This window comes from Salmonella sp. SAL-020 (assembly GCF_017372215.1).
In the GTDB taxonomy this organism is placed as follows: domain Bacteria; phylum Pseudomonadota; class Gammaproteobacteria; order Enterobacterales; family Enterobacteriaceae; genus Salmonella; species Salmonella enterica.
Window position 1 is genome coordinate 3,593,644 of sequence record NZ_CP071690.1, and the last position, 23,071, is coordinate 3,616,714.

Here is a 23,071-nt window from a genome sequence, read left to right on the forward strand (position 1 = left end):
AATTTTCAATACATCCTCGAACCTGATATACAGTATTCGCCTTATTCACTGATACAGGTAGTATGAGTGGAACAGATGTCTACGCCTCCTCGTGTGTCAATGCACAGGCCTTAAAATCCAGCGTCCAGGTATCCGCAGGCACTTCCTGATTGCCATCAACGACCACACTGAAACTGGCGTTATCTGCAGCGGTTCTTAAAATGGCGCCACGACCACTCACCGTATCTGGTTGCCACCCCTCACCCTCCAGGCGAACCTGAATGTGATGGCGGGGATCCTGTTGCCCGCTCAGCAGCAATACGGTAGGCGTGTTACCCGCCTTTTGCTCATCGCTCCATACCCGAAACCCGCTGTGACTGCCGTGATAAGTCACCCAGCCTTGCGCAAGCACCATCCCATCTGGCACATGCCCGGCCCGAAAGTAAGCCCCTACACGTAGCGTTGTCTGAAGTTTTTCTGCGGCGTTCGCTATCGGCATCAAGCTACTGGCAGCAACCAGTAAGGTTACGCTATAGATAACCGTTTTCATTCGCTGTATTTTCATCCACATTATTCTCTCCTTCAGAATCGGCTATCTGCAGAGACCGCTCATTTGATACAAGCCCGCGATTCCCTTGTGGGCAGGTAGCTGGTAGTTAACCCGACATTGCTGTGCTCCCCATTTCACCGTCAGTTCGCCCTTATCCGCCAGACCAGTGAGATAAACCTGGCTATCAGTATCCACCAGAGCAGCACTGCCATCCTGCCCATTGACTGTAACCTGCGCCCCGAAAGGAATGGCGCTCCCATCTTCCCGTTTCAGCGTCATCAGTGCCCTGGCCCCGATGCGAGTGTGAAACTTCGCTTCCACCACCGCCCCTTCGGTTGGCACCACGCGCACATCGGTTTGTGTGACCTCTGCGTCATCCGGTAGTCGCGACGGATCGAGGCTGACTGTATTCTCCTGATAGACGCTCAGGTTGCCCACTGTGGTGTCGCCACGAAAATCCGTCTTAACGCCAGGCCAGCCGCCAACTGGCACCCCCGAGGCCCCTGGCGCTTCAACCAGCGCCACTGAGCCTTGCAAAGGTTGCCCCAGCGTCACACCATGATGGTGGATAACTATACCTCCCGCGATATTGGCTCCCATCTGGCGCATCGCCCGGCTGTAGCTATAGTCACCACCTAACAGGCCGTAATCCCCATTCCATGCCAAGTGCAATGCGCTGTTATTACCACCACCTGGCGGGGCATCGGCACGGTAACTCTGACGCACCTCCCAATCCAGTTGCTGACTGAATGCCTCTCCGTTGACCCCCACTTGTTGCGTCTGACCACCGTGTGATGGTGAAGTCATCTGCCAACTAGCACTTACATTATTCCCCGTCCAGCGGCTTAATGGCATACTGAACCACAGGCTGGTTATGTTCTCTTTACGGTGCGCGCCATTGCGCCACAGCGTTCTGTTTTGATTCCAGTTCAATGACAGCGAGCCCCCTCCGATAGAGGTTCCCCAACTCAGTCCGTAGCTGTCATCATGACCGGGGCGATTACGCCAGTCGGTACGGGAACCGGTTAAACTCAGATTGCCCAAATGCCTCCCCCATGACTGACTCAACATCAGGGTGGTACGCGAGCTCGGCTGCAAATTATCTCGCCACGACCATAGACGGTTGCCATCATGTCGATAACTGTCGAGCACATCGGATAAGGTGTTATAGCCCTGCGAGGCATACTGCCATCTCGTCAGAAAAAAATTTGTCCCCGTCGCAGTCAGCTGGTTGCTGTAACGCAGTCGCCAGGAGGCTCCTTGCTGTACCGCCTCCCCCTGACGCTGACTGTGTGTGTCGCTTCCATCGACAGATAAACTCCCCCACCGCCCGAGAGATCCCCCCAAACCAAGCGATGCAGCTTGATAGTGCGTTGCACTCTGTATACCGCCGTATGCAGTGAGATTCCACGGCAGACCATACATCAACGTAGCCTGCGCGATCTGCGCCTTATCTGTTGCAGAGTCTGACGATCGGTATCGGCCCGCCAACAGGCTGTACTTCAAATATCCCTGGTGCAGTGCTATCGCCGGGGTCTGATACGGCACCACAAACATTTGTGTACTGCCATCGGCCTCCCACACGGTGACATGCAGATCACCACTACTGTCTGCTACCGACAGATCCCGCAGTGCAAACGGTCCGGGCGCCACGGTGGTGTTGTAAATGGTGTAACCATTCTGTTTGACCTCCACCCGAGCCTGCGTGCGGGCAATTCCACGCACTACCGGAGCAAACTGCCGCTCACTGTAGGGCACCATGTTGTCATCCGATGCCAACATCACACCGGTAAATGGCACACTATCAAATATCTCCCCCTGCGAAGTCTTTTGCCCCAGAGTCAGACGACTTTTTAGTGAGTACAGTCCACGCTCAGCATAGGTATATGCTGCCTGCCACTTCCCCGACAGTTGACTACTCCGCTGCCAGCTGGTCGCATTGCGGACACGCCACGCACCTATATTGATTCCCGGTTGCAGTTGTACCCAGGAAGAGTTGTCACGCCTCTCCATATCCATTTTGTAATCCGTCTGCGTTGTCCTCGCACTGTAGTTCATCAGAAACGCCGGAATACCATCATCCCAGAGATCTTCAGGAGCGATCCCCTTAAATTCCGGACGCAACGCCAACTGCGAAATACTCAGTTGCAGTTGCTGATTATTGATATCCAGTACCGCTTGAGCCTGTGGAATGGCGGTCAGATCCGCACACTCATCTGGGGTCTTTGCTGCTTTCCACAACTGAGGGTAATCTTCCGTTTTTACGCCGTAGCGTGAAAGCTGACTGACCGTCAAACAAGGAGCCAGAAAAGGCGTTCCTTGCCCATCCTTTTCCAATTTGAACACCACATCACGGGTGTCGACACGTTTACCATTCACCATCACGTCCACTCGATAAGTCCCTGGCTGTTGTACCCCCAGGTTAAAGAGCGACATATCAACCCCTTTCGCTGCATCGCCCAACATTGATGCATCGAATGTGTAAGCGTGCGCATTTGCGCAATGAACCACTCCCGCGATGAACAGTAGCAAGGCAGGTTGTTTGAACTTCATTTTCTGCCGCTAAATCCTTGAACTTATTTAAAAACGTAGTGGAACGGATGACTTTCACCACCTAAGTCTGTAATAATTTTCCACTCGACATCACCACGAGTGCCACCTGGCATATTTAGTGTTTTGTCAGCAAAGGGGGGGATATACTCAAGCCCTGTAATGGGCTTTCCCCCTACTGTGACAGAGGCTAAATTCATGTAAAACGGGGTGGGGTTCTCTACCTTAAGTTTGTTGCCCGTCTCCACCCATCTTAAATTTCCTGCAACATCTTCCGGCGTCCCCTTCACGGCATCCGGGCGGAAAATCAGCTTGTCACAGGTGCTGATGGACAAATTGAGGTCAAGGGTCGCGCCCTTAGCCTGTGTATCCGACGGTTCATTTTCGGGTGGTACCGCCTTTATACAGACCCACTGTAAAGTCTCACGATCCGTTGGCATGTCACCACCAGTACGGATAATACGCAGTTGACTCTGCTGGTTCGCTTCTAAACGAAATAGAGGCGGCATCACCATAAAGGGGGCTGGCGAATTTTTGTCTTCTGCTTTGACTGAAGACTGAACCAAAATAGGGTAATTCTGCGGGTTGCTCACCGAGAGCGTCGCGCCTGGTGTACCAGCGTGATAAATCACACGTGTAGCTCCCAGCTTCACGCTGAATGATTTAGTGGCTGAATTTAATTGCTGCCTGGCGGCATATACTGAAACCATAGAATTAGAGGCAAACAAAGCTACCGCCATTAAAACAAAATTAATTGTTTTCATATCAAAAATTGTAAAAGAAAAATAAAAAACTTGATGTGTATTACGCCTTAAACAAGGCGCAATACACTAATGGTTGTTTACTATTAAGGCTGATATCCCACTACGTCTACAGTTATTGGGTACGTATCAGGTGGGATATTCTGAGCCCCTATTGTAACAATATCAAGTGGGGCATTGGTATCAAAGGTGAACCAGCTCCTCCCATTCCACATTTGCGCGCCATGACCTCTGCTCATATTATTATTTGAGAAGCCCACAGTGAGTATCGTGCCACTATTTTTACCAGTTATTTTCCATGCACTACCAGCAGCGTCCAGTGTCGTGTTAGCAACCCCCCTAGCCCCGTATTCTTTAATAGAAGCAGAATCAACTGTAAGCTTCGCAATATTCATACCTGCAGGCTTCTGCCCAGCCATTAAGCCCGGCACTTGATCAAACGATATGGTTAAATTTTCGGGAGCGGCAAAGCTAACATTCACTGATTTCTCTTGCTCTGTGTTCGGCAAAAATGAGCTAGCATAACAACTAGCAGCCATCATGCTCAACGCACTTGCGATAATCAATTTTTTTATGCTTTTCATTTGAATAACCACCTTTTTTTACCAAATTAAAATAATCCAGCACATCCAGAATACATAACGCCATACCAAATCTTACCGTATGGAAAAATCCGTGGCTGGTAATAACAGCTTGTACTTATTGGTATTTGTTACCAATTCAAATAAGTAATGTCATAAAAATCTATATATCAGAGCACCTCTTAATCTGAAAAAAATTGCGTTATTGCCAATATAAACAGTGTTGATGTTAACATCGTGTTGTCAGGGTGGAATAGAATACTAGTCAAAAAGCAATTATACCTTCCATTTACATTCAAGTGATAACATTACAATGACACCCACCACACTGGGTGTGGGAAACTTATCTTCGAAGAGAGGATAATTATCAGGCATCGTTGCAACATTGTTTATATTTAAACATACATCTCCTAACTCGACGGTAAGATTATTAGTTAACTTTTCCTCGCAGGGAAGATCTTTAATGGAAAATCTTGTTTTCCGAAACGGAAAAGCAATTATAGCGCTCCAATGAGAGTCTCAACACTAAGAGCTGACTGACACAGGCCAGACTGATTATACAGGCATGAAAAAGCTCTCCCCTTCCTTTCAGTTCTTGCTGGATTATGCAAACGTCGCACAACCTCCCCGTGAACATGGCACATTAATTTGAAGCAGCTCTCATCCGGTATCGCTTTTCAGTGCAGCGAAATTCATCGCAGGTGCCCCTGTAAATAGACCCGTTTTAGTTCCATGCATTTTTAAGATTCCGGCCAGATAATGTTGTTAGCGGTATTCCTTCGGTATCATATTGTTCCGCGATTCATATGGACGTTCGCAGTTATATTCTGATAACCCTTTATCCGTAATTTCCCGCACCTCATTCAGCGTTCTGAACAGATAAGAATTGAGTATTTCTGTACGGTATGTCCGGTTAAAGCGCGTGATGAAAACGTTTTTCTTCGGCTTACCCGGCTGGATAAACGCCAGCTTTACTGCATGTTTCTTTGCCCATTCAGCCAGTGCCAGCGAGATAAATTCCGGTCCCTTATCCATACGCAGCATGGCCGGATAACCGCGGTTGCTGTAATCCTGTCGAGTACACGGACCACTCGCAGAGCTGGCAGATTCAGATCGATTTCAATCGACAACGCTTCACGATTACAGTCATCAACAACATTGAACGTGCGAAAACGACGCCCACAGACCAGCTCTGGTTCAGCGCTTCCGGCGTGACCAGTGGCGAGGGATTGCGTACCGGCAGCCGTTGTTTACCCTTACGGCGAAAATTCAGCTTGAGCAGACAGTAAATACGGTGGAGCCTTTTGTGATTCCACGCGTATCCCTGCCGCCGTATCCAGACTTCCAGTTGTCCCTGGTGGCTTCAGAAATACCGGCTCCCGGTAGACATCTTTAACAGTCCGTCCGGATTCGACTGATCTAATCACAGCGATGATCTGGTGCGCAGTAAAACGGGCTTTACGCACAGCGATCTCCTGCGTTGGCAGATTGATTATGTCGGATGATCTCTAAATGTGAATGGCTCGATTATGCGGGATACTTACATACTCACGCGTTGAGAGACTTTCAGTTCGTTTGTACGGTGAATGGATGCCGCAGGCGGGGTTTATTAACGGGATGCCCGTCAAGGTGCGGGTAATGAGGGATTGCATCGTGATCACGCCGCAGCATACCCACGGACTCTTTGTCTGTATTGAAGGGATGGGCGTAACCCGCATTAATAAACGGAGTGCAGAACAGTGGTTAAAAAAATTTCTGGGGGCGCTGAACAATACCGGAGATATTCCGGTGATTAAACGCAAAAGAACGGAACAGGAGTTAATGAGTAATTGATAATAAAAAGCCGGGAAAAGATAACCCCTCCGGCTTTTACACATTATTCCTCCGGCTCCAGATGTTTTATTTCAATCCTTTTGGTTTTATTTCGGGATGTTTTTCATATAATGGATTCATTATTTTAATAAGCATTTCACCCATAATCAAACCAACCGCTTCTCGATATACCTTAAATTCATCCTCATCACAACGGGACTGAACAACAGCAACAGATTCATCAAGTTCCTTACCGAATCTCAACATTAAATCACTAATTAATATAGCTGTATCCTTATCGTTAACCATACTTATTCCTGTAGTAAAAACATCAACAGCATTGATTTTATTTGCATTCGTTAACACAATTCCAGCAAGCAAATCCGTTACTTTTTGTAGGTAAAGGCATAAATGAGCATTCACTAACGCAATTATTTTCAACCATTTTTCATCTTAATAACTTGCCAGAATCACCTCTATCAGCACCACAAGTAATAAGGCCAAGAGGATCACTATCTGTAATAGGATTCAGCGGAGAATGATATCGGTTCCATCCCCCTTTCAGCCCTATTGGATCTGCGTAATATACCTTCCCAGTCCCGGATTATAGAACGGTGCTAGTTATAATACAGCCCCAATTCTTCATCGCATTGGGATAGGCTCTAACTGGAGTTATCACACGTTAATGTAATTTAATTACCTCCCCATGTTTCCCCGCATCATCCGTAAACATTGCTTGCAAGCATATTTTTTGTCCATCATTTTTAATATAGTTAAATTCTTCAATTAAAGAATAGTTAATATAGTCCACTCTATAATATAACTCCACGGATTTTGAATTAATGACATTACTATATTGAAGTTTTCGCCCTTTAAATTCACCGAGTATTTTCATTTTAGTTCCCATAACTGTTAAAAAATCTTTTCTCGCAGTGGCATTTTTGAAAGAGTCACATGACAAATCATATATCTCAGCATACTCCCCTTTATTATAAAGAGAAAAAAGCTTATCAACTTCTTCTTTCGCAACTTCTCGAATAGCGCTATCATTTTTAATATTCTCTCTACCTAACCATGTAAAAAATAGAATAACGAACAACACAATCAACACCATAAATAGTAACGATAGAAAAAATCTATTTCTTTTCACTTGAATTCACCTGATAACCAATCATATTCCTTATCCATCAGATCGAAAATCTCCGATAGACACCTCGAATGCCGGGAGCATGTGAGTTCCCCCCAGTCTCCAAATCCGGGTCCCATACTCACACCTTTTGTATATTTATAACTATCATTTTTATTACGAGCATCTGTATAAGCCACTCCCGCAAGAAGTGCCCCATAAGAATCCCCTCCAGACTCTGATATTCCTGGTGATAAATCAGCATCAGGGGCTGATAGTGTGAATAACAAACCAGCAGAAGTACCTGTACCGCTATGATCACACAATGAATAATACACACAAACCTCTCTTTCCTTTGGGGTGTGTACTCCGGCTCCAGTTGTCCCGCCATCTGCTCCGGCGTCAGCCTCCCGTAACAGTCATACCGGTACAGTTACTACATATCTTCCGTGATGCGGTTATCCGCCTATAATGATTTCCCGGCTTTTATTCAACGAATGATTAATAATTTCATGTACAGTCTCTTATATTCTTTACTCAGAGTTATCAGCCTATCCCCCAAAATAAATCACATATTATCTTGATTATTTTTTTAAGATTATCTCTAAACATCCCTCTTTTCGATAAAGTGGCATATAATATCCATATTATCGCGATTATACTTCCAATAATAAAGATCAACATGGATATTTTATTAATCATATTCATCAAACATCAATGTCCCTATCTCTTTGATTAAATTCATTGGAGAATCCATCATGTTATGGAATTTCTCTTTATACACATCGCTAATTGATGGCTCATCTGGATCGTCAAACTGTTCACTATAAGGCAATACACCTAATAAATTTTTGCAGCACCTATCCTTGTCGGTTTCATTAAGTGATTCTGATAATCATAAATTTGCCCTGTTATATGAAGCAGTTGCTAATGTGATATTCCCCCCTGCCAGAGAAACATTGCCCACTGGAGACAATGTAATAAATCCATCAGCAGCAATACCTATCCCGAGTTTGGCTACCCCACTTGTGTGCAATCTTGCAGAATTAGCTATATTTAAACTAGCCGTTAACATTTTTGCCGGATTAAATGGAAGACTATCCAGACTATTATTAGTCTCATCTATCATGCGACTACATAATTCACATGTAAACAATCCCAGCGGATCTGTATCTGTGACGGGATTCAACGGATAGTGGTAAGGATTTAATCCTCCTTACAGCCCTGTCGGGCCCTGACTGACGAACCTGCCACACTCCGGTGCATAATATCTGAACAGATTTTAATGCAGGCCCGTTTCATCGTCAAAATACGGCCCCGGCAGCCGGTTGCTCATCACCGCCCGGAGCTGGCCGGGGAGAGGGGGGCTCAGTGCCAGGATGTCGCGCCCATACTCGCTCACCCTGAGCTCCACAATCAGCCAGCATCCGGCGGATAATTAAGAATTTATTTAGTCAGCAAATATGAATGCCTCCGGCGTCAGCGTCCGCCACATCAACAGCAAAACCCACATGACCACCTATTACTCACAAATCCCCAGCCTGCATCTTAAGGGCGACTGGCTGGAAGAAGCGGGATTTAAGACCGGGCGCGGCGTCACCGTGAAGATTTCACAGGGGTGTATTGTGCTGATGGCGGACAGTAACGAGGAGCAGAAGCTGCGCGAGCAGCTTTATCAGGCTAAACAGGTGGTTAAGGGAATTAAGGACGTGCTGGTTTAGTGGAATGAACGGGGATTGAATAATAAAAAAGCCGGGAAGGTTTATATAATTCTTCCCGGCTGTCATTATATCTTATCTGATACTGAAAAACCAAAATCGATATAGCCCTCAGAGCTTATTACAATACACCATTTTTTTTCTCTATTGAAGAAATAATGATGCTGAGGGATATTGTTAATAGCCATCTTTAAAAATTGATAAAATTGTTTTGGTTTAATAGAAACTGAGAAATCCAATGATGAATCATTTATATAATAAATATTATCGCTATGTAAAATTTCACTATCAATGTTATTGGCATGGATAAAGTTATTTATTTGATCAATCCAATCGAAATAATTACCTTTTAAATTCAGACTTTCATGCTTACTGGTCTTTGACCAGTTAATTTTTGAACCTATCCACTCAAAAGAGTCTGATAACTCATCAGCGATAGAATTCCAGCTATCAATGATTAAGAGTGAATCAGATAGCTGTAATATTTTCTCTTTTATTTCATCATCAAGAGTCATGATATTGGCCTTTGAGGTTTGGATGGAAGATCAAATAATTTTTGGAGTTTTGTTACGATAGATTCACTTGCATCAGATAAGAAATGTTCGCCTTTATCCTTTCCACTGAAGACATTAATATGGGCACCACTTCGTTCATCATATTCGATCCTAAATCCTGTTTTGCCATCGGCGGTTGTCATTCCTACAGGTTTTCCTCTTGTCGAACCGAACTTACCTATATTAACTCTCTCCGCTTTAAATCCACGTTCTTCTAACCATTTGAGGGCTTTATTTCTGGCCTGCTCATACGAAGATCCACATTTAAGACCTAAAGGATCGATCCATGACAGAGGATTCGGTGCATACGCATATAAGTTTATTCCACCCTTCAGCGAGATTGGATCGCCCGATATAAACTTCCCGATATCCGGATCATAAAATCTGTACAAATTGTAATGCAGCCCCGTTTCCCTGTCCAGATACTGCCCCTGGAAACGCAGGTTCTGCTGTACGGGCCGGGTTTCTTTTTCATGCGTCAGGTTCCCCCATACCTGATAGCCCGCTTCCCAGACAATATTGCCCCTGCCGTCCGTCATCTCCTCCGGCGCGCCGTTTACGTCCGTATGGTAATACAGCACCTCATCCGCTTCGCCCGGCGCCGCCCTGTCCACCCGCGCCAGCGGCTCGTGGCTCCCCTGGTCGCTGTAGATATACAGGCTGCTGCTTCTTCCCGGCCTGCACTCCTGCGCCAGCCGCATTCCGTCCCATAAAAACGTCGTCCGGTTATACGGCTTTCCTTCCGCGTCCAGTTCGTGCTTCTCCACCCGCCTGCCCGGCGCGTCGTACACGTACCCGTAACGCCGTACGGTGCTCCCCCGGATGACCGCCACTTCCGTCAGCCGGTGCTCCGCATCCCAGCGATAGTGCTGCGTACCGTTGCGGCCCCGCTTTTCCACCACCCGGCCATATTCATCGTAACGGTAATGCAGCCCACGGTATGACGTTATCCGGTTGAACGGCACCACGCTGCCTGCACCCGCCTGCGCGGTCTCTCCCTGCCGCCTGTCCAGCAGGTTCGCCGCCGCGTCGTACTGCCAGCTGTCCAGGTATGCCTCATTCCGGCACGCCGTGATACGCCCCGTCGTGTCGTAAAAATAATCCGTCACCCCCTGCCGGCTGTGCCGCTTTTTCAGCAGCTCATCCTGGCCGCTGTACGCATATTCCCGGTCAATAAACGTCTCCGGCACCACACCGCGCATTCCTTTACAGGTCAGTTTCCGCGTTAACCGGCCCGTCCGGTCGTACATCCGCCGCGTGTCCAGCCGCCCCTGGCTCCGCTGCACCTCACGGTGCAGGTGGTCACGCGTGAACTCGCTGATGACATCACGCCCCAGGTTGATTTGCTGGAGATGGCCGCTCCCGTAGTACAGGTACCGCAGCGTCCGCCCATCCGGCATCTGCGTTTCTGTGCGGTTGCCCTGAACATCGTACCGGTTCTGCAGCACGCCCTGCGCCGTCTCCTCGCTCAGCAGGTTACCCGCACTGTCGTAGCTGAACCGGATAACTTCCGGCTCTCCGCCTTCCGCCGCATCATGCCGCCTGCGGCGGATTTCCAGCAGACGGTCCGCCGCGTCGTACCGGTATTCCGTGCGCGTCTCCGGCGTGATTTTCGCCGTCAGCCTCCCCGCCGCATCACGCTCCAGACCGTGACGGATTTCTCCCCCGCGCTCCCCGCCGTATATCACCGCCGTCACCGCATTCAGCGCGTTATACCCGTATGCCCGGCGGCTGCCGCCGGGGTCCGTCTGTTCCGTCACCCGGTCCAGAACATCGTACCGGAACCGGTAGCTTTCCCCGTTCTCGTTCGTGAGCGTGGTCAGCCGCCCGTAAGCGTCGTACTCATACGCCGTCCTGCGACCCGTCGCATCCGTCTGCCTGCGCACCCGCCCCTGGCCGTCCCGCTGCCAGCGTGTTATCTGCCCCGCCGGGCTGGTGTATTTCACCAGCCGTCCCGCCGCATCCGGCTGGTAACGCTCCGTACGCCCGTCCGCGAACATGACCTCCGTCAGATGTCCGTTGCCGTCATAGCTGTAACGCGTACTGTTACTCTCCGCGTCCGTCACCCTTTCCAGCCGCGTGCGTTCATCATAAAACCATGCCGTCTGCGAGCCAGAACAGTCCGTGTGGCGCATAAGCTGCCCGTCTTCGTTCCACTGCAGGTATTTATCTCCGCCCCGCGCGTCGGTTATCCGCACCACCTGACCGTGCCGGTCGTACCCGTATACCGTGCGCTGGTGCAGCGGGTCGCTGACCGCCTGCAGGTTGCCCCGCTCATCATACTCATAACGCCACGCCGCCCCCGCGGCATCCACCTCCGTTTCCGGCTGGTGCCACACCGGATGCCACTGCGTCTGCTCAACCCGGCCCAGCGGGTCATGCGTCTCCGTCAGGTGGCCGAGACGGTCATAGACATAACGCCATTTGCCGCCCTGCGCGTCCGTCATCCCCAGCAGTAACCGCTCTTCATCGCTCCAGCGGAAAGTGGTCATCTGCCCGGCCTCGTCCCGGTACGCCGTCACCAGGCCCTGCGCATCCCACCAGTGGCAGCGCGTACGCCCCAGACTATCCGTCACGCACAGCGAACGTTCTGCCAGATTCCAGTCCAGACGGTACTGCTCGCCGCTGTCCGTATGATGGCCCGTCACCCGCCACGCCGCATCGTCCGGGCCTTCAAACCACGCCCAGGTGTAGTAATACCGTTCGCCGCCCGGCTCCCGGTGCATCGTCATGCAGTCGTTGTCGTCGTACGCAAACTCGCGCTGATACTGACCTGCGTTGTCCACTACCCCGTTCAGCCGCCCCGCCTCATCGTAGCGGTAACGCCGCAGCAGCTCCGGCTCCCCTTCCGGGTAATGGCGGAAGATGCGCGTCACGCGCTGCGGGTGCGCTGCCAGCTCATAGTGCAGCCGGATGCAGGGGCGCTGCCGATCGCCGCTGATTTCCACCAGACGCCCGTGGTTGTCGTAGGTCAGGTGCTGGCAGTTACTGTTGCGGTCGCCCAGCATTTTCAGCCGCCGACGCTGTGGGCTGAACGGGTCCGCTTCAAACAGCCTGTACACGCCGTCATCACTGCTGATAAGCCAGTGGCCCTGTTCGCTGCGCCGCACTGCCAGCCCCTCGCCGGGGCTGTAAAAACCACTCCCCGGCTCCACCGCCTGCAGGTCAATTTGCCGTCCCATCGGGGCCACATACGTCATGCAGTTTTCATCCGGGTTGTCCGGCGTACGCTCCAGGCACACTTCATACAGCACGCTCCAGCCCCGCCCGAACATCCCCTCCGTCCGTTCATCACGGCTGCTGTAGGTCCGCTGCCACTCCAGCGGGAAGTGCCGCCACCATCCAGTTCGATGTTGACGCACAGATCTTTGCCCACCATCGGTTTGAGCGGCAGGTTGGCCGCCGGGGAGACATAGCCCAGATTCAGGGTGTCGGGCGTTTTTAGCTGTACCACATAGCTGAACAGTTCACTTAATGTTTCGCCGCCGTCCAGGCTGGCGAACAGTAATGCGCCCGGCGGTACGGCGCTGCCGCTGACCGTCACATTATGCGCCCCCGGCCCGCCTGCAACAGCGGAGACGATGGCCGATACCGCATCCTGCGCCATACCTGCGGCGGCGGCCTGCGCCGCTGCCACCGCGGCTTTCACCAGTCCTGATGGCTCCGGCAATGCGCCAAACAGCGATCCCGCAGCCTGTTCCACGGCGGCTTCCGCCGCATCTGCCACGCTTCCGGCGACTGAATCTGCGGTGACACCGCCACTTTCTCCGGTTATCGGCGGCGTGGTTGTCGTCAGCCCTCCTATACCGGATTTATTATTTGTGGATACAAAACTCATGGTAGTGACTCCTTTAATACCGGATTAAAATAAATAGACTCACCGTCAGGAAACAGTGCCCCGCACTTTATAATGCAACCAGCCTGTTATATTTAAATATTTACCAGAAGAACAGGGTATATTGCTGACAAGAGCCATGAAAATAAAAACACAAAAATTAGCACATAACATAAATACTGAATTACATAAATAAGGAAATGAATATAACAATATTATGATTTTATTTTTATTACGCTTACCAGATTCGCATTGCATTTTATAAAAATTTGATTAATAACCAGCACACCGCCAGTCATATACTTTATCATTGGTGCTCGTTACTTATCTGGCCACCATTGTAATCATTGTCAACCACAGCACGTTCAGACACGATAATTTGATCCGGTTTTAACGGTATTATTGTTTTGTTCCACCATTCGTTTGCTGACCAGAAACATACTTAACATTAACCGTAAATGTCTTTTCACCATTTTCTTTTTCCGTCTCCTGTTTCAGAATACGGAAAAACACCGGTTCCACTTCAATACAACCATGGCTGTAACCTTTGGTGGAATCATGGATATAAAAACCACCCCGCTTGCCCCCACAGGCTTTTCGGGTCTTCTCATCCGCTGATTCCAGCCGGATACGGTTATATCCCCAGTTCGCCCAGTATATCTCACATGTTCCGGCAGCCTGGCCTCGCGGAATGGTACTCCAGCCCCATGATGGTCCCAGATCACAATCCGCAGCATTTCTTATCGGTGCCTCCCCCTGAAACTGAATAAACAATTTATAATTCCCTTCCGGTATCGCCGCATCCGGCACACACTGTTTATCTGGCCACTGTAAATCCGGTAACCCCGTGGTCGCCTTAAATATCCCGATACCAGGCCATGTCAGCTTTTGCCCGTCAAAAGTCAGTCTTACTGCCATCATCTTCTCCCTGACTATTCTGTGTATTACAGCGGTGGTGTACAACGTATCATTAGCGCCAGCTTCTGATCCCGTACAGACTGGTTATCCACCGATAATACAAAGCTGAAAGGATAACGTCCCTGCATCTTCGCCAGTGAGATATTCCCCTCCTGAAGGGAATATGCACTTCCGCGTTCGTAACCCTCAACATCCTGCGCCAGTAAGCTGGTATAGTTGATTAATGTTGAGAAACAGCCACATTCACCGGTACTTTTTTTCAGTGTGACCGTTGTTTTCAGAATGGTAAGGTTATCCATTTCCTGACGATGAACGGGATGGATACAGCCTCGGACTATGGGGGCCAAACGGCCCGTTGCCGCTGCACTATACCGAGCTGGCGCTAAACCGCTCAGAGAGTCGTCACGATCCGACGCTGGTTCATTTTTCCAATATTTTTCACCACCGCTGGCTGACGCAGTTCTGGCAGGCATGGCGCAGCGCCCAGTCCGCTGGTGGCGGGCTGGACAAACCGGAACACGACCGTTTTGCGTTTTATATCGCCAGTCTCAGCGGGCAGGATCTACGGGAAAGCGCCGAAAGCCCGCTGTCAGATCATGTTCGCCTGGCAGCCTCCGCCCATCTGGTACGCGAATCGCGCAATCCTGACGGGCTGGCCGCCACGCTGGCGCACTATTTCAGCGTACCTTTTGCGGTGAAAGAGTTCGCCCTGCACTGGATAACGGTGGCGAACGATGAAATCACCCGTCTGGGCACGCCCGCGCAGTCTTCGGTGCTGGGCAACGGGGCGCTTATCGGCCAGGCCGTACCGGATATGCAGTACAAATTCCGGCTAATTATCGGCCCGCTCACGCTGGAGGATTACCTGCGTTTTCTGCCCGGTGGCAACAATCTGCCCGTGCTGACAGAACTGGTGCGTACGTTCATTGGTTTTGAATATTGCTGGGAAATTGAGCTGCAGTTGAAGCCTCATGCCGCACCGCCTGCGGTGATCGGCGGTGCGCAGCGGCTTGGCTGGACGGCCTGGGCAGGTAAAGCCATGCATGACCGTCCGGTGACCGGCATGATTTTTGAACCTGAACACGGCTTAACCAACTGAGAGTAATGATATGGACATGTCCCTGACTAAACCGGTAAGCGCGGAACAACCCTGCGGCCCCGATCCGGAGTACGACCCGGAATACCTGCTGCTGTTCAGCCGCGCCGCCCCCCAGGCGGAGGCGCAATATGGTGATTTTGTCAGTACGCCGGAAGCCGTGAACTGGCCGGAAATTGAACGTGATACGCGCCGTCTGCTCACGCGCAGTAAGGATATCCGGGTGTTGATCCTGCTGCTGCGCAGTCGCATCCAGCAGGCTGGCGCACAGGGACTGGCGGAAATGCTCACGCAACTGGCAGAACTGAGCGTAATCTGGTCCGATGCACTCCATCCACAGCTGCTTACCGGCGAAGGCGCACCCGCAGAATCTATTGAAGATGCGGCGCTGGCGCGCAGTAATGCCCTGGCGGCGCTGCTGGATCACGAAGGCGTGATGGCAGACATTCGCGGTATCACGCTGTCAAACAGTGCCGTCCTGCGCCTGCAGGTACGGGATGTCGAGCGCGCGTTATCCGCCCCTCGCCCGGCTGATGCGCTGGCCCCCGAATCCGTCCGCCAGCAACTGGCCGACCTCGAAGCCCGTGGGGCATTACCGCTGGCGGCGTTTCGCGAAGCGCAGGAAAGCGCAGAACGCCTGCAAGTGTGGGCGCGTGAGACATTAGGCGATCTGGCTCCAGATTTTTCACGCCTGCGGCAGTTGTTAGCGCTGCTGCCTGACGTGGTACAGACAACCACACCGGAAATCCCTCCGTCGCCAGCGCCAGTGCCAGACCCCGCAGGCACGGTTATGGATAATGCCGTTCCGGCACGGGCAGAGGATGTGCCGCCTGTCAACGCGCCACCCGGTATATCCCTCCCACACAATGCTGAACCGGGGCCAATTCGCGATCGTAATGATGCGCTGGAGCGCCTGCGGTGCATTCGTCGCTGGTTTGAGAGCAGTGAACCCAGTAGCCCGACCATCCCACTGTTACGCCAGGCTGAAAGACTGGTGGGAAAACGGTTCTCGGAGGTGATCAATGAGATCCCGGTGGAGTTGCTGGAGAAGTGGGATGCCCTGGAGTGATGATGCGCATGTCTGGCGGTTCTCCGTAATTATCTGAGTGATATCAACATTACGCAGTCTGCTTCTGCGCTGAACATGTCCCGATCCCGGTTAAGCACCGCCATGAGGCCGCGCCTTAAATGTCAGTGGGATCAAAATAGCCATGACAGTGAAAGAAGTGGCGGTAATATCCTGTTCGTCATCCAGGCGTAGGCCCATTTGCGTCAGATTCCACGATAGGCGGTGGAACTTCTTGAAGACGAAAAAAAACCGTATCCCTTTTACAGTGATACGGTTTTTTTTTACTTCACAGGATATATAAAAACACCCTGAGATTTGTATCTGGCGGAACGGACGGGACTCGAACCCGCGACCCCCTGCGTGACAGGCAGGTATTCTAACCAACTGAACTACCGCTCCGTGATGTTCCCGCTGGGAACGAGGCGAATATTACGGTTTGCGGTGTCGCCCGTCAACGCTTTTTCTCACCTTTTGAATCAGTTGCTGCAAAAATCGCCCGAAGGATGATTTTTATAGCCTAAAAAGGAATAAATTACGCCCGCCAAAGGCAACTTCCGCCCTTTTTCTGCACCAGATCAAGTCGCGATTCATGCGCAGCCAGCTCTTCCTCAGAGGCAAAAACGACCCGTAACCGGCTGGCCTGGCGAACGATTCGCTGAATGGTCGCTTCACCTTGCTGCCGTTGCGTCTCTCCTTCCATCGCAAACGTCATGGACGTTTGTCCGCCCGTCATCGCCAGATACACTTCGGCAAGGATCTGGGCATCGAGCAATGCGCCGTGCAAAGTACGTTTGCTATTATCTATCTCATAACGCGAACACAGCGCATCAAGGCTGTTACGCTTGCCGGGGAACATTTTCCGCGCCAACGCCAGGCTATCGGTAACTTTGCAGAAAGTATTGGTTTTAGGAATATCGCGTTTAAGCAGACCAAACTCATAATCCATAAAGCCGATATCGAACGATGCGTTATGGATGACCAGCTCCGCGCCGCGGATATAATCAAGAAACTCATCGACCACATCAGCAAAAACCGGCTTATCCAGCAGAAACTCATCGGCAATACCGTGTACGCCAAAAGCCTCTGGATCGACAAGGCGATCGGGCTTCAGGTAAACATGAAAATTGTTGCCGGTCAGACGACGGTTTATCACCTCAACCGCACCGATCTCAATAATCTTGTGACCTTCATAGTGCGCGCCTATCTGGTTCATACCGGTGGTTTCGGTATCGAGGACAATCTGTCGTGTAATTGCAGTGCTCATATCGGTCATTTATGTCAGACTTGCGTTTTGTTATCGATTTCAATTACAGGAAGTCTACCAGAGATGCTTAAACAGGTAGAAATTTTCACCGATGGCTCTTGCCTGGGGAATCCAGGGCCTGGTGGTTATGGCGCTATCTTACGCTATCGCGGTCATGAAAAAACGTTTAGTGAAGGTTACACGCTGACCACCAATAACCGTATGGAACTGATGGCGGCGATCGTCGCGCTTGAAGCGTTAAAAGAACATTGCGAAGTGACATTGAGCACCGACAGCCAATATGTGCGGCAAGGAATTACCCAATGGATTCATAACTGGAAGAAACGCGGCTGGAAAACAGCGGAAAAGAAACCCGTAAAAAATGTCGATCTGTGGAAACGTCTCGATGCTGCGTTAGGTCAGCATCAGATCAAATGGGTATGGGTCAAAGGCCATGCAGGCCATCCCGAAAACGAGCGTTGTGATGAACTGGCGCGCGCCGCGGCAATGAATCCCACGCAGGAAGATAGTGGCTACCAGGCGGAAGCTTAGCCATCCGGTTTGCGATATTGCCGGGTGGCGCCAACGGTCTGGCGGATAGGGGTTTTACTTTTATTATGTCGCAGCGGATTAAGCGTAAGCGGGATGGTCCGCTTACGGGCCACAATAAGCTGTAAACAGCCCAGCGCCGGGATATGCGTATTTAAAAGCCGCCCCCCCTGCTTTTTCCAGGGTAAGACATGAAAACGGCTATAATGTAGCACTTCGAAATTGAGTAAAGACAGCCAGTCCAGTTGCCGCATAAGGGTAAACATCCGACTATTATAGGGCGGTGTTTTACGTAAAACGGGTACCAGTTTACGTAACCCCATCAAACTCAGCGGGTTAAATCCACTGATGACCAGCCAACCGTCATCAATCAATACGCGGTCGGCTTCCCGCAATAAACGGTGCGGGTCGGTACACCACGGCAAAGTATGCGCCAGCAGACAAACATCGACGGATTTATCCGCAAAAGGAAGGTGTAGCGGATCGGCCAGAACCTGCATCGGCGACCCCTGCGACGAAACATTCACCTGATGGGAGACCGCGCACGCTTCGGAATTGATTTCTGCGCTTAAATTACCGATTTTAAGCAAATGGAAACCATACATTTTTGCAAACCACGGATTTAGCTGCTGTTCCAGCGCCTCACGGTAGTAATTGCCCCAGGGCAACTCACCCCAACATCCGGGCGCAACGACAGTTTGAGAGAGCCTTGCCGGTTTCATCGCAACCTTCCGCTAATTATTTGAGAGGTAATATATGAATCTTAACAGTATTCCCGCGTTTCAGGACAATTACATCTGGGTGCTGACCAATGATGAAGGCCGCTGTGTGATTGTTGATCCCGGCGAAGCGGCCCCCGTCTTAAAGGCCATTGCTGAACATAAGTGGATGCCGGAGGCGATTTTTCTGACGCATCACCATCACGACCATGTTGGCGGAGTCAAAGAGCTGTTGCAACACTTCCCGCAAATGACGGTTTATGGACCGGCGGAAACGCAAGACAAGGGAGCAACCCATCTTGTTGGCGATGGCGATACTATTCGCGTTTTAGGCGAGAAATTTACTCTTTTTGCCACGCCGGGCCACACGTTAGGACACGTCTGTTACTTTAGCCATCCTTACTTATTCTGCGGCGACACGCTGTTCTCTGGCGGCTGTGGTCGACTGTTTGAAGGCACGCCATCACAGATGTATCAGTCACTTATGAAGATTAACTCTCTGCCTGATGACACACTCATTTGCAGCGCTCACGAATACACTTTAGCTAACATTAAGTTCGCATTGAGCATACTTCCGCACGATTCGTTCATAAATGAATATTATCGTAAAGTTAAAGAGTTACGTGTAAAAAAACAAATGACACTACCCGTTATTCTTAAAAATGAGCGTAAGATTAATCTTTTTTTAAGAACTGAAGATATTGATTTAATTAATGAAATAAACAAAGAAACAATATTGCAACAACCAGAAGCGCGTTTTGCATGGTTAAGGTCAAAGAAAGACACGTTCTGATAATTCTTACTTGTCATTCGCTAACTTCGCCGTTATGATCGGTCGTCTTTTAAGCAACTATTGACACACACATGAAGGCAAAAGCGATATTACTCGCCTCTGTCCTGCTTGTGGGGTGCCAGACGTCTCAGAACACTGGCAACGTCCAACAGCACGCACAGAGCCTTTCTGCAGCTGGTCAAGGGGAAGCAGGAAAGTTTACGAGTCAGGCACGATGGATGGACGACGGAACGTCTATCGCGCCAGATCAGGACTTGTGGGCTTTCATTGGCGACGAGCTAAAGATGGGAATTCCGGAAAACAGCCGGATTCGCGAACAGAAACAGAAGTATTTACGCAATAAGAGCTATCTCCACGATGTAACTTTACGGGCAGAGCCGTATATGTACTGGATAGCGGGGCAGGTTAAGAAACGTAACATGCCTATGGAGCTGGTACTACTACCCATAGTGGAGAGCGCTTTTGATCCTCACGCAACGTCTGGCGCCAATGCCGCAGGCATCTGGCAGATCATACCGAGCACAGGGCGCAATTATGGTTTAAAGCAGACCCGTAATTATGACGCGCGTCGCGATGTTGTAGCCTCTACGACCGCCGCGTTAGACATGATGCAGCGTCTGAACAAAATGTTTGACGGCGACTGGCTGTTAACCGTTGCAGCGTATAACAGCGGCGAAGGCCGTGTTATGCGGGCAATTAAAGCAAACAAAGCGCGTGGAAAACCGACGGATTTCTGGTCGCTTTCTTTGCCCAGAGAAACAAAACTCTACGTACCTAAGATGCTGGCATTGAGTGAAATTCTCAAAAACAGCAAACGCTACGGCGTACGTCTGCCAACAACAGATGAAAGCCGAGCGCTGGCACGAGTTCGTTTAAACAGTCCAGTTGAAATGGCCCAGGTTGCGGATATGGCGGGCATGTCTATCAGCAAGCTGAAGACGTTTAATGCCGGTGTAAAAGGGTCTACCTTAGGCGTAAGCGGTCCGCAATATGTTATGGTGCCCAAAAAGCATGCCGAGCAGTTGCGTGAGTCGCTGGCTTCCGGTGAGATTGACGCCGTTCAGTCCCAACTGATCGCCGACAATACGCCGTTGAATAGCCGTAGCTATAAGGTGCGCTCTGGCGATACGCTTTCCGGTATTGCTTCGCGGCTTGGCGTAAGCACGAAGGACTTGCAGCAGTGGAACAACCTGCGTGGTTCGCGCCTGAAAATCGGGCAAAGCCTGACCGTAGGCGCTGGCAGCAGCGCACAACGACTGGCAAACAATAGCGATAGCATTATCTATCGTGTCCGTAAAGGCGATTCGCTTTCCAGTATCGCCAGACGTCACGGGGTAAATATCAAAGATGTGATGCGCTGGAACCATGATACGGATAATCTACAACCGGGCGATCAGCTTACGTTGTTTGTGAAGGACAATAGCACGCCAGACTCCTGATATTGTCCGACGAAAAAGCCAAAAGGCGCCGCTTCCCCCGGCGCCTTTTAAATTGCTATACCGCTTTATGCGCTTCCAGCATGATAGTATCGCTGCTAAACGAGCCGTCATCCTGCAACTCAAAATAACGCTTCACCTCTACCGGGGCACTCGCCTGATATAATCGAATCGCCTCAACCAACGGCGCTGGCGTACGCATCCGCGTTACCCATGAGCGAAACTCCAGCGATAAACGATCGGTTATCACGGTATTCGTTACCAGCATCGCGTTATTGACCATCGTCAGCCATTCGCCACTGGAATAGTTACGGACATGCGACGTGTCGCGTAACGCCTCCACCGTTTGCAGCCAGATATCGCTTACAGGATGTCCAGGCGACATGACATCCATGATAATCAGCACGCCGCCGGGTTTTAATACACGATAAACCTCACGCAATGCCTGACCAACGTCGTGCCAGTGATGCGCGGAATAGCGGCTAATCACCACCTCAAACGATGCATCTTCAAAGGGCAGTTTTTCGGCATAGCCTTGCCGGAGAGTAATATTACTTAAATGTCTTTCTTCCGCCGCTCCAGCGACAACCTCAAGCATGCTGGCGGATAAATCGTATGCCACGACCGAGTTGGCATGTTGCGCAGCGACAAAACTCGCGTGTCCAGCTCCACATCCCATATCCAGTACGTTCGCGTGGGAAAAATCAGACAGCCTTTGCGCCAGCCGCGCTAAGTCACGACCCGATGCGTGAACGGCGCTATGTAAATAGGCGTTCGCCTGTGAACCAAACTGCTTTTCAACATTGTCATGATGGGAATGCGTTGTCATGGTAGTGCCCTTCTGTTATGAGAAAAATAGAGGGCAGCACCCGAAGAGGCCTGCCCCACGGCAGACCTGACGCACCTTTATTGCTCAGGTTTGCCGGGACTGAATTCAACGAGTAGCGGATTGTGATCGGAAGCGCGCGTCACCAGTACGGAGGCTTCATTCACGTTTAACCCACGATAAAAAACAAAATCCAGCGGTCGTCCAAACGCACGACGGCGCTGATCGTCAGTGAAACGCACCTGGCGCAGCGACATCTCACGTGCAAAGCGGTACAACGCATTCATACGTGGGCGGCTCCAGGCATTAAAATCCCCCGCCATAATGACAGGGCCGCTATGGTGCGCAATCTGGTCGCCGATCGGAAGTAACTGCTTACTGTATACGTCCACGCCCAGACTAAAATTTACCGCATGAACATTTACTACCATTAATAAACGGGTATCCGGCAAGGGATATACCGTCACCAGGGCTGATTTCGCCAAACGTAAAATTGGTTCTCTTTCCCGTAAAGGGCAGCAGTAAACAGGATGGGCGGCAGACAGCGTCATGACGCCAGACGGATGCTGAGGTAATACAAAAGCGGGAACCTGGTCGGCGGCAAGATAGTTAGCGGTGGCAAACTGTACCAGCTCAGGCGTCGTCTGCGCCTCCTGCAACAGGACCAGATGCGCATCTTTGCCGTAGTTCTTCAGCACCGATAACCATTCGGCTCGCTGCTGCTTGAATATATTCCACACGAGGATACGGATCCGCTCTTCACTGCTTAGCGGTTCCCCGGCGGGCAATGCCTGGCCAATGCTCGCAAACGACCCTGGCGGCAAAATCCGCTCGGCGGGCTGTCCGGCAACATAGCGCATCGCATAGGTGTTTTTTCGCACTTTTGACTTTCAAACCTCTGTAACGTCAACCAGTCCTCAACCGGACTGGTTCTTCTGTTATAGGGATTTTAGCAC

21 protein-coding genes, 1 tRNA gene and 5 pseudogenes are annotated in these 23,071 nt (G+C 50.6%); 7 read left to right on the top strand and 20 right to left on the bottom strand.

Annotation, left to right across the window (positions count from 1 at the left end; all coding sequences use genetic code 11):
• Positions 1–79: 79 nt before the first annotated feature.
• From afaD to J1G48_RS17600, 6 genes and pseudogenes are all read right to left on the bottom strand, one after another.
• Positions 80–550, bottom strand: a complete 471-nt coding sequence (gene afaD, locus J1G48_RS17575) for an AfaD family invasin (RefSeq protein ID WP_000266930.1) — start codon at positions 548–550, stop codon at positions 80–82.
• A 21-nt stretch (positions 551–571) separates the two neighbouring features.
• The gene (locus J1G48_RS17580) at positions 572–3,082 is read right to left on the bottom strand and encodes a fimbrial biogenesis outer membrane usher protein (protein WP_000669611.1); all 2,511 of its coding nucleotides are present in this window, start codon (positions 3,080–3,082) and stop codon (positions 572–574) included.
• A 23-nt stretch (positions 3,083–3,105) separates the two neighbouring features.
• The gene (safB, locus tag J1G48_RS17585) at positions 3,106–3,843 is read right to left on the bottom strand and encodes a pili assembly chaperone SafB (protein ID WP_001676318.1); all 738 of its coding nucleotides are present in this window, start codon (positions 3,841–3,843) and stop codon (positions 3,106–3,108) included.
• An 83-nt stretch (positions 3,844–3,926) separates the two neighbouring features.
• Positions 3,927–4,424 carry a Saf-pilin pilus formation protein gene (locus J1G48_RS17590; RefSeq protein ID WP_016695185.1) on the bottom strand — a complete coding sequence of 166 codons (498 nt, stop codon included), beginning with the start codon at positions 4,422–4,424 and terminating at the stop codon, positions 3,927–3,929.
• 762 nt (positions 4,425–5,186) lie between these two features.
• Positions 5,187–5,757: pseudogene (locus tag J1G48_RS17595) on the bottom strand (integrase core domain-containing protein); the annotation flags it as partial.
• The gene (locus J1G48_RS17600; protein ID WP_001676010.1) at positions 5,678–5,887 is read right to left on the bottom strand and encodes a hypothetical protein; all 210 of its coding nucleotides are present in this window, start codon (positions 5,885–5,887) and stop codon (positions 5,678–5,680) included. The gene J1G48_RS17600 and the pseudogene J1G48_RS17595, both read right to left, overlap by 80 nt.
• A gap of 52 nt (positions 5,888–5,939) precedes the next feature.
• On the opposite strand from J1G48_RS17600, the gene J1G48_RS17605 reads away from it, so the two are divergent.
• Positions 5,940–6,254, top strand: a complete 315-nt coding sequence (locus tag J1G48_RS17605) for a SymE family type I addiction module toxin (protein ID WP_072100769.1) — start codon at positions 5,940–5,942, stop codon at positions 6,252–6,254.
• Between the two features lie 66 nt (positions 6,255–6,320).
• On the opposite strand, the gene J1G48_RS17610 is transcribed toward J1G48_RS17605, so the two are convergent.
• The 4 genes from J1G48_RS17610 to J1G48_RS17625 all read right to left on the bottom strand — a co-directional run bounded on the left by J1G48_RS17610 (position 6,321) and on the right by J1G48_RS17625 (position 8,488).
• Positions 6,321–6,599: a hypothetical protein gene (locus J1G48_RS17610; RefSeq protein WP_012543321.1), complete on the bottom strand. Its 279-nt coding sequence runs from the start codon at positions 6,597–6,599 to the stop codon at positions 6,321–6,323.
• Positions 6,600–6,915: 316 nt separating this feature from the next.
• Entirely contained in the window at positions 6,916–7,383 is a 468-nt protein-coding gene (locus J1G48_RS17615; protein WP_000828182.1) for a sugar tyrosine-protein kinase, read from the bottom strand.
• On the bottom strand, positions 7,380–7,697 hold the full coding sequence (locus J1G48_RS17620; RefSeq protein ID WP_001751277.1) for a hypothetical protein: 318 nt from the start codon (positions 7,695–7,697) through the stop codon (positions 7,380–7,382). Before J1G48_RS17620 ends, J1G48_RS17615 begins: the two co-directional genes overlap by 4 nt.
• Before the next feature lie 557 nt (positions 7,698–8,254).
• Complete coding sequence (locus J1G48_RS17625) at positions 8,255–8,488, bottom strand: hypothetical protein (protein WP_124084119.1); 234 nt, start codon at positions 8,486–8,488, stop codon at positions 8,255–8,257.
• 334 nt (positions 8,489–8,822) lie between these two features.
• Here J1G48_RS17625 and J1G48_RS17630 point away from each other — a divergent pair, with 334 nt between their 5' ends.
• Positions 8,823–9,080: a SymE family type I addiction module toxin gene (locus tag J1G48_RS17630; protein ID WP_000994230.1), complete on the top strand. Its 258-nt coding sequence runs from the start codon at positions 8,823–8,825 to the stop codon at positions 9,078–9,080.
• A gap of 65 nt (positions 9,081–9,145) precedes the next feature.
• Here J1G48_RS17630 and J1G48_RS17635 read toward each other — a convergent pair whose 3' ends face one another.
• The 5 genes and pseudogenes from J1G48_RS17635 to J1G48_RS17655 form a co-directional block, all read right to left on the bottom strand.
• Entirely contained in the window at positions 9,146–9,592 is a 447-nt protein-coding gene (locus tag J1G48_RS17635) for a hypothetical protein (protein WP_000171102.1), read from the bottom strand.
• Positions 9,589–12,963, bottom strand: a pseudogene (locus J1G48_RS17640) (RHS repeat-associated core domain-containing protein); the annotation flags it as partial. The gene J1G48_RS17635 and the pseudogene J1G48_RS17640, both read right to left, overlap by 4 nt.
• A pseudogene (locus J1G48_RS17645) lies at positions 12,963–13,469 on the bottom strand (hypothetical protein); the annotation flags it as partial. The pseudogenes J1G48_RS17645 and J1G48_RS17640, both read right to left, overlap by 1 nt.
• 396 nt (positions 13,470–13,865) lie before the next feature.
• The gene (locus J1G48_RS17650) at positions 13,866–14,387 is read right to left on the bottom strand and encodes a DUF2778 domain-containing protein (protein ID WP_000968384.1); all 522 of its coding nucleotides are present in this window, start codon (positions 14,385–14,387) and stop codon (positions 13,866–13,868) included.
• Between the two features lie 23 nt (positions 14,388–14,410).
• A pseudogene (locus J1G48_RS17655) lies at positions 14,411–14,707 on the bottom strand (DUF2195 family protein); the annotation flags it as partial.
• Between J1G48_RS17655 and tssG the strand changes: the two are divergent.
• Positions 14,707–15,483 (top strand): annotated as a pseudogene (tssG, locus tag J1G48_RS17660) (type VI secretion system baseplate subunit TssG); the annotation flags it as partial. The pseudogenes J1G48_RS17655 and tssG sit on opposite strands and share 1 nt — an antisense overlap.
• Before the next feature lie 10 nt (positions 15,484–15,493).
• Positions 15,494–16,549 carry an ImpA family type VI secretion system protein gene (locus tag J1G48_RS17665; protein ID WP_000367631.1) on the top strand — a complete coding sequence of 352 codons (1,056 nt, stop codon included), beginning with the start codon at positions 15,494–15,496 and terminating at the stop codon, positions 16,547–16,549.
• Between the two features lie 322 nt (positions 16,550–16,871).
• Here the strand turns inward: J1G48_RS17665 and J1G48_RS17670 are convergent.
• Together J1G48_RS17670 and dnaQ are read right to left on the bottom strand one after the other, a co-directional pair.
• Positions 16,872–16,948 (bottom strand) — tRNA-Asp (locus tag J1G48_RS17670).
• 133 nt (positions 16,949–17,081) lie between these two features.
• The gene (gene dnaQ, locus J1G48_RS17675) at positions 17,082–17,813 is read right to left on the bottom strand and encodes a DNA polymerase III subunit epsilon (RefSeq protein ID WP_001670675.1); all 732 of its coding nucleotides are present in this window, start codon (positions 17,811–17,813) and stop codon (positions 17,082–17,084) included.
• A gap of 63 nt (positions 17,814–17,876) precedes the next feature.
• Here dnaQ and rnhA point away from each other — a divergent pair, with 63 nt between their 5' ends.
• Positions 17,877–18,344, top strand: a complete 468-nt coding sequence (rnhA, locus tag J1G48_RS17680; RefSeq protein ID WP_000917872.1) for a ribonuclease HI — start codon at positions 17,877–17,879, stop codon at positions 18,342–18,344.
• On the opposite strand, the gene J1G48_RS17685 is transcribed toward rnhA, so the two are convergent.
• Positions 18,341–19,063 carry a class I SAM-dependent methyltransferase gene (locus J1G48_RS17685; RefSeq protein ID WP_000801238.1) on the bottom strand — a complete coding sequence of 241 codons (723 nt, stop codon included), beginning with the start codon at positions 19,061–19,063 and terminating at the stop codon, positions 18,341–18,343. The genes rnhA and J1G48_RS17685 overlap by 4 nt on opposite strands.
• Before the next feature lie 34 nt (positions 19,064–19,097).
• Here J1G48_RS17685 and gloB point away from each other — a divergent pair, with 34 nt between their 5' ends.
• Positions 19,098–19,853: a hydroxyacylglutathione hydrolase gene (gloB, locus tag J1G48_RS17690; protein ID WP_001052774.1), complete on the top strand. Its 756-nt coding sequence runs from the start codon at positions 19,098–19,100 to the stop codon at positions 19,851–19,853.
• Between the two features lie 71 nt (positions 19,854–19,924).
• Positions 19,925–21,292: a murein transglycosylase D gene (mltD, locus tag J1G48_RS17695; protein WP_000644705.1), complete on the top strand. Its 1,368-nt coding sequence runs from the start codon at positions 19,925–19,927 to the stop codon at positions 21,290–21,292.
• A gap of 55 nt (positions 21,293–21,347) precedes the next feature.
• Here mltD and J1G48_RS17700 read toward each other — a convergent pair whose 3' ends face one another.
• Together J1G48_RS17700 and J1G48_RS17705 are read right to left on the bottom strand one after the other, a co-directional pair.
• Complete coding sequence (locus tag J1G48_RS17700) at positions 21,348–22,118, bottom strand: class I SAM-dependent methyltransferase (RefSeq protein ID WP_000207238.1); 771 nt, start codon at positions 22,116–22,118, stop codon at positions 21,348–21,350.
• 77 nt (positions 22,119–22,195) lie between these two features.
• On the bottom strand, positions 22,196–22,996 hold the full coding sequence (locus J1G48_RS17705) for an endonuclease/exonuclease/phosphatase family protein (protein ID WP_001230970.1): 801 nt from the start codon (positions 22,994–22,996) through the stop codon (positions 22,196–22,198).
• Positions 22,997–23,071: the final 75 nt, after the last annotated feature.

Excerpts from the sequence above, each read along its gene's own strand:
- J1G48_RS17590 (WP_016695185.1), bottom strand. The coding sequence starts at position 4,424 with ATGAAAAGCATAAAAAAATTGATTATCGCAAGTGCGTTGAGCATGATG.
- J1G48_RS17700 (WP_000207238.1), bottom strand. The coding sequence starts at position 22,118 with ATGACAACGCATTCCCATCATGACAATGTTGAAAAGCAGTTTGGTTCA.
- J1G48_RS17580 (WP_000669611.1), bottom strand. The coding sequence starts at position 3,082 with ATGAAGTTCAAACAACCTGCCTTGCTACTGTTCATCGCGGGAGTGGTT.
- J1G48_RS17625 (WP_124084119.1), bottom strand. The coding sequence starts at position 8,488 with ATGATAGATGAGACTAATAATAGTCTGGATAGTCTTCCATTTAATCCG.
- J1G48_RS17630 (WP_000994230.1), top strand. The coding sequence starts at position 8,823 with ATGAATGCCTCCGGCGTCAGCGTCCGCCACATCAACAGCAAAACCCAC.
- afaD (WP_000266930.1), bottom strand. The coding sequence starts at position 550 with ATGTGGATGAAAATACAGCGAATGAAAACGGTTATCTATAGCGTAACC.
- safB (WP_001676318.1), bottom strand. The coding sequence starts at position 3,843 with ATGAAAACAATTAATTTTGTTTTAATGGCGGTAGCTTTGTTTGCCTCT.
- J1G48_RS17665 (WP_000367631.1), top strand. The coding sequence starts at position 15,494 with ATGGACATGTCCCTGACTAAACCGGTAAGCGCGGAACAACCCTGCGGC.
- J1G48_RS17635 (WP_000171102.1), bottom strand. The coding sequence starts at position 9,592 with ATGACTCTTGATGATGAAATAAAAGAGAAAATATTACAGCTATCTGAT.
- dnaQ (WP_001670675.1), bottom strand. The coding sequence starts at position 17,813 with ATGAGCACTGCAATTACACGACAGATTGTCCTCGATACCGAAACCACC.
- J1G48_RS17685 (WP_000801238.1), bottom strand. The coding sequence starts at position 19,063 with ATGAAACCGGCAAGGCTCTCTCAAACTGTCGTTGCGCCCGGATGTTGG.
- rnhA (WP_000917872.1), top strand. The coding sequence starts at position 17,877 with ATGCTTAAACAGGTAGAAATTTTCACCGATGGCTCTTGCCTGGGGAAT.
- J1G48_RS17605 (WP_072100769.1), top strand. The coding sequence starts at position 5,940 with ATGGCTCGATTATGCGGGATACTTACATACTCACGCGTTGAGAGACTT.
- gloB (WP_001052774.1), top strand. The coding sequence starts at position 19,098 with ATGAATCTTAACAGTATTCCCGCGTTTCAGGACAATTACATCTGGGTG.
- mltD (WP_000644705.1), top strand. The coding sequence starts at position 19,925 with ATGAAGGCAAAAGCGATATTACTCGCCTCTGTCCTGCTTGTGGGGTGC.
- J1G48_RS17650 (WP_000968384.1), bottom strand. The coding sequence starts at position 14,387 with ATGATGGCAGTAAGACTGACTTTTGACGGGCAAAAGCTGACATGGCCT.